General features: G+C 45.8%; 18 protein-coding genes and 1 pseudogene. 10 read left to right on the forward strand and 9 right to left on the reverse strand.

Features of this window, described 5'->3' with window-relative positions:
* Window positions 1–34: 34 nt before the first annotated feature.
* Window positions 35–1,777 (reverse strand): proline--tRNA ligase, encoded by a 1,743-nt coding sequence (locus tag ICE93_RS00855; RefSeq protein WP_216184559.1) that lies wholly within the window; start codon window positions 1,775–1,777, stop codon window positions 35–37.
* A gap of 48 nt (window positions 1,778–1,825) precedes the next feature.
* Here ICE93_RS00855 and ICE93_RS00860 point away from each other — a divergent pair, with 48 nt between their 5' ends.
* Both ICE93_RS00860 and ICE93_RS00865 read left to right on the forward strand, forming a co-directional pair.
* A complete protein-coding gene (locus ICE93_RS00860) occupies window positions 1,826–2,416 on the forward strand; it encodes an RNA pyrophosphohydrolase (protein ID WP_216184561.1) in 591 nt (196 codons plus the stop codon).
* 17 nt (window positions 2,417–2,433) lie between these two features.
* Window positions 2,434–2,991: a CNP1-like family protein gene (locus ICE93_RS00865; RefSeq protein ID WP_255554423.1), complete on the forward strand. Its 558-nt coding sequence runs from the start codon at window positions 2,434–2,436 to the stop codon at window positions 2,989–2,991.
* Window positions 2,992–3,004: 13 nt separating this feature from the next.
* On the opposite strand, the pseudogene proB reads toward ICE93_RS00865, so the two are convergent.
* From proB to rplU, 4 genes and pseudogenes are all read right to left on the reverse strand, one after another.
* Window positions 3,005–3,781 (reverse strand): annotated as a pseudogene (gene proB, locus ICE93_RS00870) (glutamate 5-kinase); the annotation flags it as partial.
* A gap of 21 nt (window positions 3,782–3,802) precedes the next feature.
* On the reverse strand, window positions 3,803–4,891 hold the full coding sequence (gene obgE, locus ICE93_RS00875) for a GTPase ObgE (protein WP_216184567.1): 1,089 nt from the start codon (window positions 4,889–4,891) through the stop codon (window positions 3,803–3,805).
* Between the two features lie 87 nt (window positions 4,892–4,978).
* Complete coding sequence (rpmA, locus tag ICE93_RS00880; protein WP_216184569.1) at window positions 4,979–5,239, reverse strand: 50S ribosomal protein L27; 261 nt, start codon at window positions 5,237–5,239, stop codon at window positions 4,979–4,981.
* 18 nt (window positions 5,240–5,257) lie between these two features.
* Complete coding sequence (rplU, locus tag ICE93_RS00885) at window positions 5,258–5,569, reverse strand: 50S ribosomal protein L21 (RefSeq protein WP_011902040.1); 312 nt, start codon at window positions 5,567–5,569, stop codon at window positions 5,258–5,260.
* 75 nt (window positions 5,570–5,644) lie between these two features.
* Here rplU and ICE93_RS00890 point away from each other — a divergent pair, with 75 nt between their 5' ends.
* Window positions 5,645–6,649 (forward strand): polyprenyl synthetase family protein, encoded by a 1,005-nt coding sequence (locus ICE93_RS00890; RefSeq protein ID WP_216184571.1) that lies wholly within the window; start codon window positions 5,645–5,647, stop codon window positions 6,647–6,649.
* On the opposite strand, the gene ICE93_RS00895 is transcribed toward ICE93_RS00890, so the two are convergent.
* On the reverse strand, window positions 6,646–7,581 hold the full coding sequence (locus tag ICE93_RS00895) for a glycine/betaine/sarcosine/D-proline family reductase selenoprotein B (protein WP_216184575.1): 936 nt from the start codon (window positions 7,579–7,581) through the stop codon (window positions 6,646–6,648). The genes ICE93_RS00890 and ICE93_RS00895 overlap by 4 nt on opposite strands.
* A gap of 56 nt (window positions 7,582–7,637) precedes the next feature.
* On the opposite strand from ICE93_RS00895, the gene ICE93_RS00900 reads away from it, so the two are divergent.
* The gene (locus tag ICE93_RS00900; RefSeq protein WP_216184578.1) at window positions 7,638–8,405 is read left to right on the forward strand and encodes a fumarylacetoacetate hydrolase family protein; all 768 of its coding nucleotides are present in this window, start codon (window positions 7,638–7,640) and stop codon (window positions 8,403–8,405) included.
* A gap of 74 nt (window positions 8,406–8,479) precedes the next feature.
* Here the strand turns inward: ICE93_RS00900 and ICE93_RS00905 are convergent, their stop codons facing one another.
* Window positions 8,480–9,499, reverse strand: a complete 1,020-nt coding sequence (locus tag ICE93_RS00905; RefSeq protein ID WP_216184581.1) for a 2-dehydropantoate 2-reductase — start codon at window positions 9,497–9,499, stop codon at window positions 8,480–8,482.
* A gap of 99 nt (window positions 9,500–9,598) precedes the next feature.
* On the reverse strand, window positions 9,599–11,014 hold the full coding sequence (locus ICE93_RS00910) for a sodium:solute symporter family protein (protein ID WP_216184584.1): 1,416 nt from the start codon (window positions 11,012–11,014) through the stop codon (window positions 9,599–9,601).
* A gap of 119 nt (window positions 11,015–11,133) precedes the next feature.
* On the opposite strand from ICE93_RS00910, the gene ICE93_RS00915 reads away from it, so the two are divergent.
* Window positions 11,134–12,108 carry a squalene/phytoene synthase family protein gene (locus ICE93_RS00915; protein WP_216184586.1) on the forward strand — a complete coding sequence of 325 codons (975 nt, stop codon included), beginning with the start codon at window positions 11,134–11,136 and terminating at the stop codon, window positions 12,106–12,108.
* Between the two features lie 4 nt (window positions 12,109–12,112).
* Here ICE93_RS00915 and ICE93_RS00920 read toward each other — a convergent pair whose 3' ends face one another.
* Window positions 12,113–12,625, reverse strand: a complete 513-nt coding sequence (locus ICE93_RS00920) for a methylated-DNA--[protein]-cysteine S-methyltransferase (protein WP_216184588.1) — start codon at window positions 12,623–12,625, stop codon at window positions 12,113–12,115.
* A 116-nt stretch (window positions 12,626–12,741) separates the two neighbouring features.
* Between ICE93_RS00920 and ICE93_RS00925 the strand changes: the two genes are divergently transcribed.
* The 5 genes from ICE93_RS00925 to coaE are packed head-to-tail and all read left to right on the forward strand — an operon-like array spanning window position 12,742 to window position 17,285.
* Window positions 12,742–14,031 (forward strand): HlyC/CorC family transporter, encoded by a 1,290-nt coding sequence (locus tag ICE93_RS00925; RefSeq protein WP_216184591.1) that lies wholly within the window; start codon window positions 12,742–12,744, stop codon window positions 14,029–14,031.
* Window positions 14,028–15,101, forward strand: coding sequence for a GspE/PulE family protein (locus ICE93_RS00930; RefSeq protein ID WP_216184593.1), 1,074 nt, complete (start codon window positions 14,028–14,030; stop codon window positions 15,099–15,101). Before ICE93_RS00925 ends, ICE93_RS00930 begins: the two co-directional genes overlap by 4 nt.
* Window positions 15,098–16,144: a type II secretion system F family protein gene (locus tag ICE93_RS00935; protein ID WP_216184595.1), complete on the forward strand. Its 1,047-nt coding sequence runs from the start codon at window positions 15,098–15,100 to the stop codon at window positions 16,142–16,144. Before ICE93_RS00930 ends, ICE93_RS00935 begins: the two co-directional genes overlap by 4 nt.
* The gene (locus tag ICE93_RS00940; RefSeq protein WP_216184598.1) at window positions 16,144–16,644 is read left to right on the forward strand and encodes an A24 family peptidase; all 501 of its coding nucleotides are present in this window, start codon (window positions 16,144–16,146) and stop codon (window positions 16,642–16,644) included. The genes ICE93_RS00935 and ICE93_RS00940 overlap by 1 nt, the downstream gene beginning before the upstream one ends.
* On the forward strand, window positions 16,599–17,285 hold the full coding sequence (gene coaE / locus ICE93_RS00945) for a dephospho-CoA kinase (RefSeq protein ID WP_216184601.1): 687 nt from the start codon (window positions 16,599–16,601) through the stop codon (window positions 17,283–17,285). The genes ICE93_RS00940 and coaE overlap by 46 nt, the downstream gene beginning before the upstream one ends.
* The last annotated feature ends 11 nt before the right edge of the window (window positions 17,286–17,296 follow it).

The following is a 17,296-nucleotide window of genomic DNA, read 5'->3' on the forward strand; positions in this document are numbered from 1 at the left end:
GCTAATTTAAGAGATGGCTTAAGCGATCGATTGCTTAAACAATAGCTTTTTTCGCAGCTTGTACTGCAGCAATGACTTTCGCCTTAATCTCCGTCAGCCCGATGTTTTGGGATTCAGTATCAGCACGACCTTTGAATTCCACTAAAGAATCTGCCAAACCACGATCGCCAATCACCACTCGGAAAGGCGCACCAATAAGCTCCCAGTCAGCAAACATCGCGCCTGGACGTTCATTGCGATCATCCAAAATCACGTCGACACCTGCAGCCAATAGCTCATCATGCAATTGATCGCACGCAGCTTTCACTGCCTCTGATTTTTCGTAACCCATGGGGCAGATCACCACTTCAAATGGGGCCATCGAGATTGGCCAAATAATGCCCTTGTCATCATGCCCCTGCTCAATTGCTGCACCAAGCAAACGTGTCACACCGATGCCGTAACAACCCATCACCATTGACTGAGCTTTACCCTGTTGATCCAAGTAAGTGCAACCCATTGCTTCCGAATAACGTGTTCCTAATTGGAATACATGACCAACTTCAATGCCGCGGCAAATATCAACAGCACCTTTGCCATCAGGAGAAGGATCACCAATAACCGCATTCCGAATATCCAAAACCAAAGGCTCAGGTAAGTCACGACCCCAGTTCACACCGGTGAGGTGATGGCCAGCATCATTCGCACCACAAACAAAATCTGCCATATTGGCAACCGTACGATCAGCAACAACAGTCACATCAGCACTCACACCGACAGGGCCCAAGTAGCCCGCAGGCGCATTACAAGCTTGTTTAATCTCTGCTTCTGTTGCAAAACGAGATTCGGCCATTCCAGGAATCTTGCTAGCCTTCACTTCATTGAGCTCATGATCGCCACGCACCAGCAACATAAACAGCTTTGCTGGTCCGTTTTCTTGATCGACAGCAAATAGCAAGGACTTGATAGTGGACTCAAGCGGAACATTTAAGAACTTAGCGACATCAGCGCAATTGGTTTTATCAGGCGTTGGAACTTTGCTCATTGCCGCTGAAGCTGCAGCACGACTGGCTATCAAAGCAACTGATTCCGCCGCTTCCAAATTAGCCGCGTAATCAGAATTAGGGCAATACACAATTGCATCTTCACCTGTATCGGCAATCACGTGGAACTCTTGACTGCCAGATCCGCCAATGGCGCCGTTATCAGCAGTTACTGCACGGAATTGGAGACCCATTCGCTTGAAGATGCGAGTGTATGCATCAAACATGATTTGGTAAGACTTCTTGAGACCCTCAACATCACGATCGAATGAGTAAGCATCTTTCATGCTGAACTCACGACCACGCATGATGCCAAAACGAGGACGACGCTCATCGCGGAACTTAGTTTGGATTTGATAAAAGTTGACTGGCAACTGCTTGTAACTCTTAATCTCATTGCGAGCCAAATCCGTAATCACTTCTTCAGAAGTTGGCTGAATTAAGAAATCGCGATCATGGCGATCTTTGATGCGGAGCAACTCGGGACCCATCTTTTCCCAGCGACCGGTTTCTTGCCATAATTCGGCAGGTTGAATCATCGGCATGAGCAACTCAATGGCGCCAGCACGGTTCATTTCTTCGCGAATGATGTTTTCCACCTTGCGAATCACCTTCAAGCCCAGCGGTAAATAGTTGTAGACGCCTGCGCTGAGCTTGCGAATTAATCCTGCGCGCACCATAAGCTTGTGTGAAACCACCTCAGCGTCGGAGGGGGCTTCTTTTAGCGTGGCGAGAAATGATTGTGAGGCTTTCATGTATGGATATAATCAAATCGTTGATTTTAAAGGATTTGAGGCACGATCATGCTTGACCGTGAAGGGTATCGCCCGAATGTCGGCATTGTCCTCCTCAACAGCCGTAACGAGGTTTTCTGGGGAAAACGCGTTGGGCAGCATTCGTGGCAATTCCCACAGGGTGGGATTCAGCATGGTGAGAGCCCTGAACAGGCTATGTACCGCGAATTGCATGAGGAGGTTGGCTTACTGCCGGAGCATGTCCAAATTATTGGACGCACCAGGGATTGGCTTCGCTACGACGTCCCTGAGGAATACCTGCGCCGCCAAAACTCCGCCCGCGTACACCGCGCTGCCTATCGCGGACAAAAACAAATCTGGTTTCTCTTGCGTCTAGTTGGTTTAGATAGCGATATCCAACTACGCGCCTCAGAGCATCCTGAGTTTGATGCATGGCGCTGGGTTCCATTTTGGATTCAATTAGATGCCGTTATTGGCTTCAAACGCGAAGTGTATCAACTTGCATTATCCGAATTGGCACGCTACCTATCACGCGGAATGCGTATGCAGCAGCTTGCCTGGGGATCTCCTCTCGATTTAATTCAGTCCTTTTACGGTGAACGCCATGACCACCATAAGGATGAAAACCCAAAAGACTAATCCAAATGAAGATTCTCATGAAACGCACCTTACCTTACTTCTGCGGCGCTATTTTTGGCATCGCCTTGTCCGCATGCGCTGGAGATGCCCTGATTAGCGGCGTAGATCCTTTTGCGCCAATGGTATTTAAAGAGGGCACAACTACAATGCCACTGAATCCACCCAACCAAGTGACTCTAGTGCCTTTTTACGTATCTCAACACACGATTTTCAAATTTGCCGTGGATACAGACTCAATACTCATAGGAACAGATGGAGTAACTCGCTATATAGTCGTTATGAAAAGTCCTGGCGGTAATGTGCAAACTCAATACGAAGGCATTCGCTGCGATTCATTTCAGTGGCGTCTGTATGGCACTTTAGAAAATGGGGTCTGGAGAGAAAATCCTCTATCTACCTGGCGCGCAATTCAAAGCAATATCCCAAATCGCTATCAAGCCTCCCTAGCTCAAGGCGCATTCTGCAACTTCAACAATCAAGAAAAGAGTATCCAAACTATTTTGAGCTCTCTAAATCCTAATGGCTTTATAGGGGGGCAGAAACCAACCAACTCCTTTAATATTCCAGGAAATTAATTAAAAACTAGTCTGCACTTAAGTGCGTACCAATTTTCTCGCCGGCTAATAAACGCGTCAACACATTAGGCTCACGTCCAGAAGCTATTACCGTTGCTGCACCAGTCTTCACAGCAATCTTGGCGGCCAATACCTTTGTGAGCATTCCACCTTTACTTAGCTCGCTTGCTGCACCACCAGCCATTTTTTCTAAGGCAGGATCGCCAGCAATAGCATCCACCAACAATGTGGCATTAGGATTATGACGTGGGTCTGCAGTAAATAAACCGCCTTGATCAGTCAATATAACCAAGAGATTTGCATGAATTAAATTGGTTACCAATGCAGCAAGACTATCATTGTCACCAAACTTAATTTCATCTGTAACTACTGTGTCATTCTCGTTAATGATTGGAACAACACCTAATTTCAATAACGTATCTAGAGTGGCTCTAGCATTGGCATTTCGTTCGGCATCAGCCAAATCCGCATTCGTCAGCAAGATCTGGGCGCTACGCAAATTGAAGCGCGCAAAACAACTCTCATAAACCTGCACCAAACCCATCTGGCCAACTGCAGCAGCTGCCTGTAGCTGATGGATCTCTTGTGGACGCTTAGTCCATCCCAAACGTTGCATACCCTCGGCAATTGCACCTGAGCTCACCATCAACACTTCATGGCCAGCCTTTAATAGGATTGCCATTTGCTCGGCCCACATAGCAATCGCAGCATGATCTAAACCTTCACCATTATTGGTAACAAGGCTAGATCCTACTTTGACAACAATCCGTTGAGTTTTTTTAGCGTTCATAGCAAAGAGTAAATGGAATATTTAATCTGGTTTTTTATCTTCTAGCTGGTCTTGATAGCGAGGATCTTGAGCGCGCTCATCAGCATCATCCCGGTCACGACGAATAGAATCTAAATAATCTTGTAAAGAGTAGCAAAGCTTATCGCAACCCATGCCAGTCAAAGCAGAAATCTCAAATACAGGACCTTTCCACTTGAACTTTTTCACAAAGTCAGCAACAACCTTTTTGCGATCCTCTTCAGGGATCATGTCGACTTTATTTAGTACCAGCCAACGTGGTTTCTCAACTAAGGCTTCGTCATACTTACGCAACTCATTCACGATCGCCACGGCATCAGCCACCGGATCAACGTTCACATCAAATGGAGCGATATCGACCAAGTGGAGAAGCACACCCGTGCGTTGCAAATGGCGCAAGAAGCGATGGCCCAAGCCAGCACCTTCAGCCGCACCTTCAATCAAACCAGGAATATCAGCAATCACAAAACTACGCTCAGCGCCAACACGCACCACACCCAGATTTGGATGCAGGGTTGTAAATGGATAATCCGCAATCTTTGGACGCGCATTTGAAACGGCAGTGATCAATGTTGATTTACCCGCATTAGGCATACCCAACAAACCGACGTCAGCCAATACCTTGAGTTCCAATTTCAATTTACGGCGCTCACCGGGTTTGCCGTTCGTCTTTTGACGTGGCGCTCTATTAGTACTACTCTTGAAGTGAATATTGCCCCAACCACCAACACCACCCTGCGCCAAGCAAAGACGTTCGCCATGCGTAGTTAAGTCGGCAATTGGTTCACCAGTTTCATAGTCAGAAATGATGGTGCCAACAGGCATGCGCAGCTCAATGTCATCGCCAGCACGGCCATAACAATCAGCACCACGGCCAGGCTCACCATTTTTTGCAGTGTGTGTTTTTGCGTAGCGGTAATCAATCAAAGTATTGATGTTGCGATCTGCTGTAGCCCAAACGCTACCGCCTTTACCGCCATCGCCGCCGTCCGGACCACCGAATTCAATAAACTTTTCACGGCGCATAGATGCACTTCCGGCACCACCTTGCCCGGCAATCACTTCAATACGTGCTTCGTCTATAAATTTCATGAATAAAAAAGGCCTCGCTTAGCGAGGCCTGTTCCTAAGAGTTAAATTCGGAATAAATCTGAATCAAACGAGTCTCAGTCAGGCGCCTTATGAACGAGGCAGCACTGAAACTTGGGCCTTCTTCAAAGCACCCTTAACGCCGAATTCCACTTGTCCGTCAATTAAGGCAAACAAAGTGTGATCTTTACCAATACCAACATTTACACCCGGATGAACACGTGTGCCACGTTGACGAATGATGATGCTGCCAGCATTGATATGCTCGCCGCCAAATACCTTAACGCCTAAGCGTTTCGATTCTGAGTCGCGACCATTTCGTGTTGAGCCGCCACCTTTTTTCTGTGCCATATCTTTCTCCTACCTGAATTAGGCTTTAATCGTGTTGATCAAAATTTCAGTGAAATTCTGACGATGGCCTTGGTGCTTTTGATAATGCTTGCGACGGCGCATCTTAAAGATTGTCACTTTATCGTGACGTCCCTGGGAGACGACAGTGGCCATCACAGCTGCACCATTAACCAATGGATCACCTAATTTCAGTGAAGCGCCTTCGCCAACGGCGAGGACTTGGTCAAGAGTGATTTCGCTGCCGATTTCCGCTGGTATCTGTTCTATTTTCAATTTTTCGCCTGCAGCAACTTTATACTGTTTGCCACCGGTTTTTATGACCGCGTACATGGTTTGAAACCTCAATTAATATCTACATTTAAGCCAATCCACCCTGGACCAGCTAAGCCCGTTATTATATCTTGCATGCCTAGCACTGTCAAAACCAATGACTTAAGCCAAATCCTGGCGCCAATTACCTTAGATTTCAAGGCCTTAGATGAGGTTATTCGTCAGCGCTTGGCCTCAAAAGTAGCCTTAATTGATCAAATTTCGACCTACATCATCCAGGCAGGCGGCAAACGGGTAAGACCTGCACTTTTGATGTTAATGGCCAAATCCCTGGCTAACGGCAAAGAAACCCCCCATATTTTGGAGATGTCCGCTGTTGTTGAGTTTATCCATACAGCCACCCTACTTCATGATGACGTAGTCGATGAATCCACCCTCAGAAGAGGTCGTGAGACAGCAAATGCCGCTTTTGGCAATGCTGCAAGCGTTTTAGTCGGTGATTTCCTATATTCACGAGCTTTCCAGATGATGGTGAGTCCAAATGACTTAAGGGTGATGCAAATTCTGTCAGATGCAACCAACACGATTGCTGAGGGCGAAGTTCTGCAACTCCTGAATATGAATGATCCAGAAGTTGATGAAGCTAGCTACCTACAAGTCATCCGCTATAAAACAGCTAAATTATTCGAGGCTTCTACCGAGTTAGGCGCCATTCTTGCCAATGCTACCGATGCACAACGCGAACAAGCTGCTGCATTTGGTCGTCACATCGGCACCGCTTTTCAGCTAATGGACGATCTTCTCGATTACACAGCCAATGCCGCACAAATGGGAAAAAATGCTGGTGATGATTTGCGTGAAGGTAAACCAACGTTGCCGCTGATTTACTTATTAGAAAACGGCACCAATGAAGAACGACTTTTAGTGCGTGCGGCAATTGAGCAAAACCAAGATTTGCCGGATGACGTTTTTGCACAAATTTTGGCTGCCGTGCAAAATTCTGGCGCACTAGATTACACACAAGCAGCAGCCAAACGCGAAGCAGACCTAGCCCTGTCTTATCTCAAGGATCTCCCCGTAAACCCAGCCAGTCAAGCGCTAGAAGCACTCTGTGCGTATTCACTTACAAGACAAACCTAAGCCCCTAAGGTCTTCACCCTGAGTTCGCGTGCTGTAATTCGTGCCTGCTCAGCCTCTTCACGCAATCGTGCAATTTCTTGCGAAGACAGCCTATCCAGATTGGAGTAATCCAACTTCCAAGAAGAATCATCAGACCACTTCAATGGTGACTGAACGGTTGTGCGTGGCGCAGGAGCAGACTCAAGAAGACGCAAAGCTAATTGAAAATTGAGATCCTGCGAAGCAACTTCATTCGGCTTTGCTGCAGCATTACCCAAAGGAAAGTCGCTAAATAAGAATCGCGGTACGCCGCAATATTCAACAATATCCTTTGCAGCTCCCATCACCACAGTAGAAATTCCGGCAGCCTCCAAATACCGCGCCAATAAACTTTGACTCTGATGACAAATCGGGCAATTTGGAATCAATACCGCTATATCTACGCCATCCAATTGAAGCATTTCCAAAATACGTGGCGCATCTACTTCCAATGTATGACGCTGACTGCGATTAGTGGGTAAGCCATAAAAATGGGGTGAAAGCGTACCTATCTCTCCCGTTGCCGCCGCCCTCTTAGCAGCCTCCAGCGGAAACCAGCAATTACTATCTTCCATATTGGCGTTCTTGCGGTCAATGCCGACATGGGCAATCCGTAAATCAACTTTCCCTTCGATAGATTGTTGGTACGGCTGATAAAACTTAGCCGTTGAGTTGTAAGGAGCTCCCTGACCTTGCGGACCCTTATCTGAGTCATATGGAACAGCTGTAGTAATGAGCCCTAATGCTGATTGAGATAGAGGCTTTTTGATGGCGGCGAAAGGCACATCAAGGTAGTGAGCCCAAACATAGGGATTTTCATAACCCAAACCCAAGTAATAACTTCGGGTGCGCTCCATATATCGAACAGGCTGATCCTGTTCTGGTGCAAATTCAAGCTCAGAAGTCTTAGACATCAACTCATCCCTGTAAGATATTGCATATCAAATATTTAACTTCATAGGAACTTATTATGGCTCAGTGGCTTAGATTTCAGCATCAAGGAAAAAGTGGTTTAGGACAGGTAAAGGGTGACCAAATCTCCGTGTACGAGGGTGATTTGTTCAGCGGACCCAAGGCGACTGGTGAAACCATCAAATTATCTGATGTCACTATCGATATTCCATGCACTCCTTCAAAAATGGTTGCCATGGTGGATAACTTCCATGCCTTAGTCACCAAACTTGAACATGCGGTACCAGCTGAGCCTTTGTACTTCCTCAAAGGAAACAACTCATTCTTGGCGGCAAACCAAGTGATTCGCACACCCAAATCTTATACAGGAAAAGTGGTTTACGAGGGCGAGCTTGGAATTGTGATTGGCAAGCGCTGTCATGAGGCGGATGAAGCAGAGGCTGCTAAAGCGATCTTTGGTTACACCTGCATCAATGATGTGACTGCAATTGAAATTCTGAATCGCGACCCCGGCTATGCTCAGTGGACTCGAGCAAAAAGCTTTAATACCTTTGGTGTATTTGGTCCCTTCATCACCACTGATGTTGACCCAAGCAAGCTCAACATCAAGACAATCCTCAATGATCAAGAGCGTCAAAACTACCCAATAGCAGATATGATTTTTCCCCCTGCAAAATTGGTCAGCCTGATCTCGCAAGACGTGCCACTCGAAGCAGGCGACATCATTGCCTGCGGCACTTCTGTAGGCGTCGGATCAATGAAACCCGGCAGTAATGTCAGCATCATTATTGATGGCGTAGGGCAACTCGATAATCGTTTCGAGTAATTTAGAACTCAGAAAAGCAAAAACCCTTGCTATGCTAAGTAGCAAGGGTTTTTTATTTGTAGTAACTTTAACTTTTAGTAGCCTGATACTGAAGGCAACGCCAAGCTACCTTTAGAGGCTTGGACGTTTTCATCCAAATACTTCGTCAAAGCAAAAACAGTGTTCAAGCAAGGGGTTGGAGTTTGCGTGATCTTACCAAGCTCAATCACTGAACCTAATAAAGCATCAATCTCCAAGCTACGCCCAGCCTCTAAGTCTTGCAACATGGAGGTTTTGTGCTTACCAACTTTTTCAGCACCCGCAATACGACGCTCAATATCAACACGGAAAGTAACGCCCAACTTCTCAGCAATGGTCTGAGCTTCAGCCATCATGTTGCGCGCTAACTCTTTGGTTAATGGGTATTGGCAGATACCTTCCAAAGTGCCGTGTGTTAGTGAGCTAATTGGATTGAAAGTCATATTGCCCCAAAGCTTGAGCCAGATCTCTGAACGAATGTCATCCAAGATAGGTGATTTAAATCCAGCCGCGCCCATCATCTCGGACATTTTTTGAATACGCTCAGTAGACTTGCCGTCTAGCTCGCCCAATGGGAAACGGTTTCCTTCCACGTGACGAATCACGCCTGGCGCTTGAGTAAAGGTTGCTGGATAAACTACGCATCCAATAATGTTATTAGGATTAATCGCATTCTTAGCAACACCACCAGCATCCACTGTTTCAACTGAGTGGTCTTGGTAATCGCCACCCAGCTTTTGGAAGTACCACCAAGGAATTCCGTTTTGCATTGGAATCAAAATGGTTTCTGGCCCCATGATTGCAGCTAGGTCATCAATGATCGGCTCCACCTGATGCGCCTTCACTGCCAGAATGACTACATCTGGAGCTTCAGCATCACGAATTTTTTCCACTGCTTTTACTTGGGCAACTAAAGGCTCTGGTTGGTCATCCATAATCAGAGCAAGACCACGCTCTTTAATCGCCGCTAAAGTTGCGCCACGCGCAACAACAGTAACATCGTTGCCTGCTCGCGCCAACATGACAGCTAGGTAACCGCCAATAGCGCCACCCCCACCAATCACACAGATTTTCATAGGAACTCCATAAGAACTAAAAATTTTGAATTGGATTTATTTTAATTGGGTTTTTGCGCTGCAGCAATTAAAGTTGCCTAATTTTTAAGCAATATTTGCTTAAATGGCCTTTAATTGGTCTCTGGGCACTAGGCTACCTAAAAGCATACCTGCAATACTCGCCACCAAGCCAGCCAATTGAGGGGGCATGATGGCATCGGGCGCCAAGGTTTCGCAACTGATCCAGACCGTAAGACCTCCAACTACCGCCAACAAGCCACCCAAAGAATTGGCTCTTGACCAATACACACCAAACGCCAATGGAACAAATGCAGCCACTAAGGTCACCTTGTAGGCGTTCTCCACCATTTTGAAGATGGAAAGATTTGAATTAATGGCAAAGAATGTCACTACTACTGCAAAACAGAGCACGGTAATTCGCATGACCTTTAGCAAATCCTGGTCAGACAAATGCTTAAAAAAGCCTCGCACAATGTTTTCAGCAAATGTGACCGATGGAGCCAATAAGGTGGCACTCGCACAACTCTTGATAGCCGATAAAAGTGCTCCAAAGAACATTACCTGTGCAATTAATGGCGCATGATTCAGAATCAATTTCGGCAAGATCATTTGTGAATCAGTATTTAAATATTGCTTCACCAAGTCTGGACTGATCAAGATTGCCGAATAAGCTAAGTACATCGGTACAAAAGCAAAAATGAAATACAACACTCCGCCCAGCAACGCAGCTTGAACAGCAGTATTGACATTCTTAGAGGAGGTAATCCGCTGAAATACGTCTTGTTGCGGGATTGATCCCAACATCATGGTGCACAAAGCGGCAACAAAACCCAAGATGGATGCCAAATTCATATCCGGCCAGAAATTACTGAATTGACCGGCTGCGGCTGCATGCTCAATGACCACGCCAATACCGCCAGTCTGAGAGGTCATTTCACCGCCGATATAGAGCATGCCAATCACAATGATGATCATTTGAATAAAGTCAGTAATGGCAACTGACCACATACCCCCAAACAAGGTGTAAATCAGCACACTACCAGCACCAATCAACATACCGCCTGTCTGAGAAATGCTGCCCTCAGAAACAACGTTGAATACAAGACCCAATGCTTTTATTTGTGCAGCCACCCAACCCAAATAGGAAACCACGATACACAGAGTTACCAAAACCTCTACCGTGCGTCCATACTTTTCACGAAAGAAATCACCAATGGTGAGCATGCGACGGTTATAGAGATGCCGCGCAAAAAAGAGGCCAACCAAAATCAAACAAAGAGATGATCCGAATGGATCAGAAACTACACCCCCCAAACCCTCTTTCAGAAAAGTCGCGGGTATTCCTAGAACAGTTTCAGATCCAAACCAAGTAGCAAATACTGTTGCAGTAACGATCGGCAGAGGAAGGCTATGACCAGCCGCAGCAAAGTCAGCGGTATTTTTGACTCGCAGGGCGGCCCACAAACCAATTCCCACCGAGACTACCCAATAAATAATGACGAACCAAATTAGCACGCCTACATGCTCCTTCTGAAATGTGATGAAATTATATGGCCATGTCACTTTTGGCAGTTAGCAAAAAAGCGCTCATTTGGAGCCATCCATGAAAGACGCTGGTCTGACATAATTCAAGAGTGAGAGCGCCCAAGCAAACCCAAATATCCAACCCCTCCGCTGATTTGGCATACCAAAAAGCCATCCTAAGCTCTGTATCGCGTACCTTTGCTCTCACCATACCGCTTCTGCCACCGAGCATCGAGAAAGTAGTTGGCAACACCTATTTGCTTTGCCGCATTGTTGACACTATTGAAGATGCGGCAGGATTAAACGCCCAGACCAAGCAGTCACTCTCAGCACTTTTTTTAGATGCCGTTCTTGAAAAGATGCCAGTTGAAAGTTTTGTTGAACCCTGTCTTAAGGCATTAAAAGATTACAGCAATCCAGATGAGCTTGATTTGATTGCGAATACCCCTACCGTTTTACGAATACTGCACACTTGCTCCAGCAATGACCAACAGGCCGTCAGTCGCTGCGTATCAATCATGTCAGAGGGAATGTCCTTCTTTCATGGCAAACAGAATCAAGCTGGCCTTCAAGACCTCGCAGAGTTTGAAAAGTATTGCTATGTGGTTGCTGGCGTAGTAGGCGAGCTGCTAACCACCATATTTAGCAATCACTCGCGGGCTTTTGAAAGAGAGCTCGTCGGACATGAAAATTTAGCCATTGCATTTGGTCAAGCACTACAAATGACCAACATTCTTAAGGACTCTCCAGAGGATAAGGCGCGCGGAGTTTCATGGAAGCCAATGAATGTGAGTCAAACGGAGCTTTTAAAAATTGCCCATCAAAAATTGCAAGACTCTCTGCAATATATTCTGCTCATTCCCAAACAAGAGCTGGGAATGAGACGCTTTTGCTTTTTAGCCTTCGGCTTAGCAGTAATGACGCTTACGAAAATTGCTCAGCGCGCAGAATTTAATAGCAAAGATGAGGTCAAGCTTTCAAAAAGCGCTGTCATGAAGTTTTATGGCTTTACCAAGATTGCTGTTAAAAGCGATGTACTGATGAGGGCTTTTTTCTACCTCAACAGTAGAGCCTTGATTAAATAAAGCCTTACAAAGCACCCTCGTGCTTTAAAAGCCAGAGCTTAATTTGTCGATACAAGCCCGGGGAATCCTCTTTCATAAATCCCCCAATTCCTTGAGCAGAAACTACTCTATGGCAAGGTGCAATTAAAGGGTAAGGATTTGCACCACATGCAGTGCCCACTGCCCGCGGAGCACTCTTGATTTTCTTGGCTAACTCACCATACGTTTTCGTTCTACCAGCTGGTATATCTTGAATGCTGGCCCATACCTTTTTCTGATGTTCAGTACCTGTAGGTTTTGTAGGTAAATCAAATTGCCAGGTGGGATCTTTGAAATATGCCCTGCACTGGCGTGCCACCTCTTTTGCTAGTGCATTTTTTGGTGCTATTAAAACCTCTTCAGTTGGTAAGTAGTCAATTTTTGACAACATTAAACTTCCGTCCACCAGTTCAGTCAAAATTCCCAGGCGGCCAAAAGGTGCTGCAATCACACAGTAACTTGGACTATTGGCAGTCAATGGCTTTGGACAGGCTGTCATAGGGTTCATTCTCACATAATTAAACAGGTTAACTGACCACTCTTTACATCATGGCTATAGCTTGCTTCATGCCACTTTGCTATATTGACTGATCCTTACTTTTTTAGGCGGAACGCATGGACACTTTTTTTGACGATTGGCCTATTTATGGCCAAGTTGCTCTAGTCCTATTTTTACTAGCACTCTCTGGCTTCTTCTCGATGGCTGAAACCAGCATGCTGTCCTCCAACCGTCATCGTCTTCGTGCAATGGCCAATAGCGGTAATCCAGGAGCAGCTCTGGCTGAAAGACTCCTAAAACGTATTGATTCACTGCTATCCGTTCTACTGATCTCTAACAATCTTATTAATACTGTTTTACCTATCTTGGTAACCGGCATTGCTCTGCATATTTTTGGCGACAGTGGTCTCGTACTCTCGATCGCCACCTTAGTGGTTGCACTGCTTATTATTATTTTTAGTGAAATTACCCCCAAAGTTATCGGGGCAGCATTTCCGGAAAAAATTGCCTCTAATGTTGGCTGGGTTATTTTGCCGCTGACATTTTTACTAAAGCCTTTACTCTGGTTTATTAATAGCTTTGTCTCAGGCCTAATGAAAGTCTCTGGCCTGCAATCGTCCTCCGATAGCAGGGCCATGAGCAAGGAAGAGTTACGCAGTCTAGTACTGGAATCGAACCGCTTTGTTTCCAACCATCATCGCAATATTTTGCTCAACCTGTTTAACCTAGAAAACATCACGGTGGATGATGTGATGACGCCTAGGTCCAAAATTGAAGTTTTAGACCTATCAAGACCCATTGATGAAGTGGTTCAACAATTAGAAACCTGCTATCACAACAAATTACCAGTATGTGACCAGGACTCTGAGCGAATTGTCGGCATCCTCTCAGTCAAAAAAGCCTTGTCATTGTTGGGTGATACCGACTTAAAGCATGAGGATTTTAGAGTCCTACTAAATGAGCCCTACTTTATTCCGAGCGGCACACCAGTCTTGCAGCAAATGCAGTTTTTCCAAGACAATCAACAGCGCTTGAGCTTGGTTGTAAATGAGTATGGCGAAGTGCTGGGTCTTGTTACCTTTGAGGATATTGTTGAGGAGCTGATTGGTGAGTTCACTACCTCCTTCTCCAATCTTTCTACCGATCCACATTGGCTTGATGATGGAACCTATCTAGCAAGCGGTAGCGCCTCACTAAGAGACCTTAATCGCCTACTAAATCTCAATCTTCCTTTGGATGGGCCGCGTACATTAAATGGCCTTATTCTTGAAAAGCTAGAGGCTATTCCAGATCACGATGTCAGTATTCGTATCGCAGGGATAGTCATGGAAATTATTCAATTTCATGAACATGGCGTAAAAACAGTAAAACTCTATCGACCCTCCCAAGCCCAAGAACAAGATTGAGCGTTGCTCAAGATGAATCACTAATCATTCGCACTTGGTATGAAATTGCTGCTCATGCCCTAGATACTAGAGCGAGTGATATTCATATTGAGGCTGGAGCTCAAGCCACCCTCGTTCGATTTCGAGTGGATGGTTTATTACGAGTTCACTCTCACTACCCCATTGAATTGCATGAACGCCTGATTGCACGCGTCAAAGTTCTAGCTCGCTTAGATCTTGCAGAGAAACGGCTTCCACAAGATGGACGCCTTTGTATTGGGCACAATTTCTCCAAGCCCGATAGAGATTGCCGTGTTTCAATTCTGCCAACCCTTCATGGAGAAAAAGGTGTCATTCGAATACTGCCAAGCTGCGCCGAAGATCTTGATCTTAAGGAAATTGGCCTGCTTCCAGATCAATTGTGCGAAGTCCAAAGTGCACTTGCCCAACCCAATGGACTAATCATCGTGACGGGACCCACAGGTAGCGGCAAGACTCGCACTCTGTATAGCTGCCTAAGACATCTGAACCAACCTCATCGCAATTTGTGCTCCATTGAGGATCCGATTGAAATTCGTCTGGCAGGGGTCAATCAAGTTGCCTATCACCCACGGGCTGGACTAGACTTTCCAACCATCATCCGCGCCTTGCTGAGACAAGATCCTGACGTCATCATGATTGGTGAAATTCGTGATGCTGCCACAGCACACTTAGCGATTCAGGCAGCACAAACAGGGCATCTCATTCTAAGTACCCTACATGCCCGTAATGCACGCGGGACCATACCAAGACTTCAGCATCTGGGAATTGATCAAGAGTCTCTCGAGTCTTGCTTACTGATTGTCACTTCACAGCGCTTGGTCAGAAGGACTTGCCATCAATGCCTTAATCAAAATTCGCACGAAAAGACCTTGTGCATAAACTGCGGTGATAGCGGTTACTTTGGACGCATTGGGGTTCATGAAGTAATTAGTCGATCTAAACTCTTTGACCCCTCGCCTTCATTCACCTCTATGCAAGCAGCTGGCTTAGCCCATGTACAAGCAGGATTCATTACACAGGCGGACCTAGAATCAGAAGTAGGTGCATGACACTAAGCAAGCAAGATCAATTGCATTTTGCCGACCAACTCCTAACGCTCCTCGAGTCCGGCTTACCACTTTTGAATGCAATTGCACTCATTTACTCTACCGCACCCAAATCTTGGCTTGCCTGGATTAGTGGCATCTATGTGCAACTTAAAAGGGGTGAGAGCTTTTCTCAATGCCTGCACAGCCAACAAAATCTGTTTTCTATGGAGTTTATTAATTTGATTCGAGTTAGTGAGCGCACAGGCGACTTTAATCTAGCACTGAAAACTATCTGCGCACAACTTGAGGCTCAAATTGAATTGCGACGAAAAATACAACAGGCGATGAGTTATCCCCTCATCACCCTAACAAGCTCCTGTCTACTAGTGATTGTGATGATGATTTGGGTTGTACCAGTCTTTAAGGATGTATTTGGTCATTTTCAAGCAGAGCTGCCAGCCCCAACAAAAGCATTAATTGAACTATCCGCCTGGTTTGAAACTTTTTATATTGAGATGGTGGTAACTCTAATCAGCCTAGTCAGCGTCTTTAGTTTTGCATGGATCAAACTTCCTAAACTACAAAAGCAATGCGATCGACTTAGTTTTTACATACCCTTAATTGGGCAGCTCCTTAGATTAGCTACGCTGAGTTATTGGTGTCGCACATTGGGCCATCTGCTGAAATCTGGATTACCACTACCTGATGCACTCAGAGTGACCGCCCAATCATCAAACCATTGGCTTAGCCATGATTTCAGTGCTGAAATATTTAAGCACTTGACCCGCGGCTGGTCGCTTGGTGATGCCATAGCAAAGACTGATCCTCAACATTCATTGTTTGACCTAGAGACACTGCAGCTCTTAAGGATTGCCTCGGAAAGTGGCGCACTCGCTGATATGCTAGAGAGGCGCGCAACTATATTGAGCAACCAATTAAGCCATCGCCTAAATACCCTTAGTCACAGTTTGGAGCCTTTATTGATTATTGTTGTTGGACTCATCATTGGAAGCCTAGTCATAATCTTGTATCTCCCCATATTTAATTTAGGACAAATTGTTTAATGGGTAATATTGCTTTTTCAGAGTGGATCCAAGTATTCCTAATATTGGTCTTACTGTATTTAGCCTATTTTGATTTGCGCACCTTCAGACTGCCCGATATCATCACCCTGCCGCTCATTTTCACGGGTCTACTATTTAACGGCCTTTCAAACCAAGGTTTTGCCTCTTTTCAAGATTCAATCATTGGCGCCATTCTTGGCTATACAGGTCTGTGGTTATTAAACGTCCTTTATCGCGCACTCAAGAAACAGAATGGCATAGGCATGGGAGATGCAAAACTCTTGGCAGCTTTAGGGTCCTGGCTTGGCTGGCAGCTATTACCCAGCATTCTTCTCATAGCATCCCTGACTGGACTGATTGGTGGCCTTATTTGGCTAGTTTGGAATAAACAAAATCATCGCACCGCTTTTCCATTTGGCCCTTTTCTTGCTATTGCTGGCATTATTGAGCTGTTATGGCCGCAGACTATACAAACACTCCTGCTGAGCAAGCTAGCCTAGCCGCATTAAAAGGACAATTACCCCTTGTTGGCCTGACAGGCGGTATTGGCTCGGGCAAAACGGCCGTCAGCGATGAATTGGCTATTTTAGGAGCGGCCATAGTAGACACCGATCTGATTGCTCACCAGATCACCGCTCCAGGTGGTGCCGCTATTCCTTTAATTCATGAGCAGTTTGGTGCAGAATTTATTGATCCTAGTGGAGCGCTGGATAGAAGCAAGATGCGCAGCCTAGTTTTTGCAGATCCACAGGCTCGAAAATCCCTAGAGGACATTACCCACCCCTTAATTCGACATGAAACGATTAAACAGGCCCAGCAATTGGTGGAGAAAAGGGCTCCTTATCTTATTTTTGTAGTCCCACTGTTAATTGAGTCAGGCAACTGGAGGTCCCTGCTCGATTACTTAGTGGTAGTGGACTGCCCAGAAGAGACCCAAATTGAAAGGGTGATGCAGCGCAGCAAATTACCCCGCAAGGACGTTGAGGCAATACTTAAAGCCCAAACAAGCAGAGCGGAGCGTCTTGCCTACGCTGATATGGTGATTGAAAATCAAGGAACCCTTGATCAACTTAAAGTAGAAGTCTTGAGCTTGCACCAAAAAATCTTACAGATTCAGAAAGATCGCTCCAGTTCGTCATAGAATATGGGCTT

The sequence above is a fragment of the Polynucleobacter sp. MWH-HuK1 genome (assembly GCF_018881815.1).
GTDB lineage: Bacteria > Pseudomonadota > Gammaproteobacteria > Burkholderiales > Burkholderiaceae > Polynucleobacter.

Coding starts and splice junctions, on each gene's coding strand:
- ICE93_RS00900 (WP_216184578.1), top strand. CDS start 7,638: ATGGCTCAGTGGCTTAGATTTCAGCATCAAGGAAAAAGTGGTTTAGGA.
- ICE93_RS00935 (WP_216184595.1), top strand. CDS start 15,098: ATGACACTAAGCAAGCAAGATCAATTGCATTTTGCCGACCAACTCCTA.
- rplU (WP_011902040.1), bottom strand. CDS start 5,569: ATGTACGCGGTCATAAAAACCGGTGGCAAACAGTATAAAGTTGCTGCA.
- coaE (WP_216184601.1), top strand. CDS start 16,599: ATGGCCGCAGACTATACAAACACTCCTGCTGAGCAAGCTAGCCTAGCC.
- ICE93_RS00855 (WP_216184559.1), bottom strand. CDS start 1,777: ATGAAAGCCTCACAATCATTTCTCGCCACGCTAAAAGAAGCCCCCTCC.
- ICE93_RS00865 (WP_255554423.1), top strand. CDS start 2,434: ATGAAACGCACCTTACCTTACTTCTGCGGCGCTATTTTTGGCATCGCC.
- ICE93_RS00905 (WP_216184581.1), bottom strand. CDS start 9,499: ATGAAAATCTGTGTGATTGGTGGGGGTGGCGCTATTGGCGGTTACCTA.
- ICE93_RS00860 (WP_216184561.1), top strand. CDS start 1,826: ATGCTTGACCGTGAAGGGTATCGCCCGAATGTCGGCATTGTCCTCCTC.
- ICE93_RS00890 (WP_216184571.1), top strand. CDS start 5,645: ATGCCTAGCACTGTCAAAACCAATGACTTAAGCCAAATCCTGGCGCCA.
- obgE (WP_216184567.1), bottom strand. CDS start 4,891: ATGAAATTTATAGACGAAGCACGTATTGAAGTGATTGCCGGGCAAGGT.
- ICE93_RS00920 (WP_216184588.1), bottom strand. CDS start 12,625: ATGACAGCCTGTCCAAAGCCATTGACTGCCAATAGTCCAAGTTACTGT.
- ICE93_RS00940 (WP_216184598.1), top strand. CDS start 16,144: ATGGGTAATATTGCTTTTTCAGAGTGGATCCAAGTATTCCTAATATTG.
- rpmA (WP_216184569.1), bottom strand. CDS start 5,239: ATGGCACAGAAAAAAGGTGGCGGCTCAACACGAAATGGTCGCGACTCA.
- ICE93_RS00895 (WP_216184575.1), bottom strand. CDS start 7,581: ATGTCTAAGACTTCTGAGCTTGAATTTGCACCAGAACAGGATCAGCCT.
- ICE93_RS00925 (WP_216184591.1), top strand. CDS start 12,742: ATGGACACTTTTTTTGACGATTGGCCTATTTATGGCCAAGTTGCTCTA.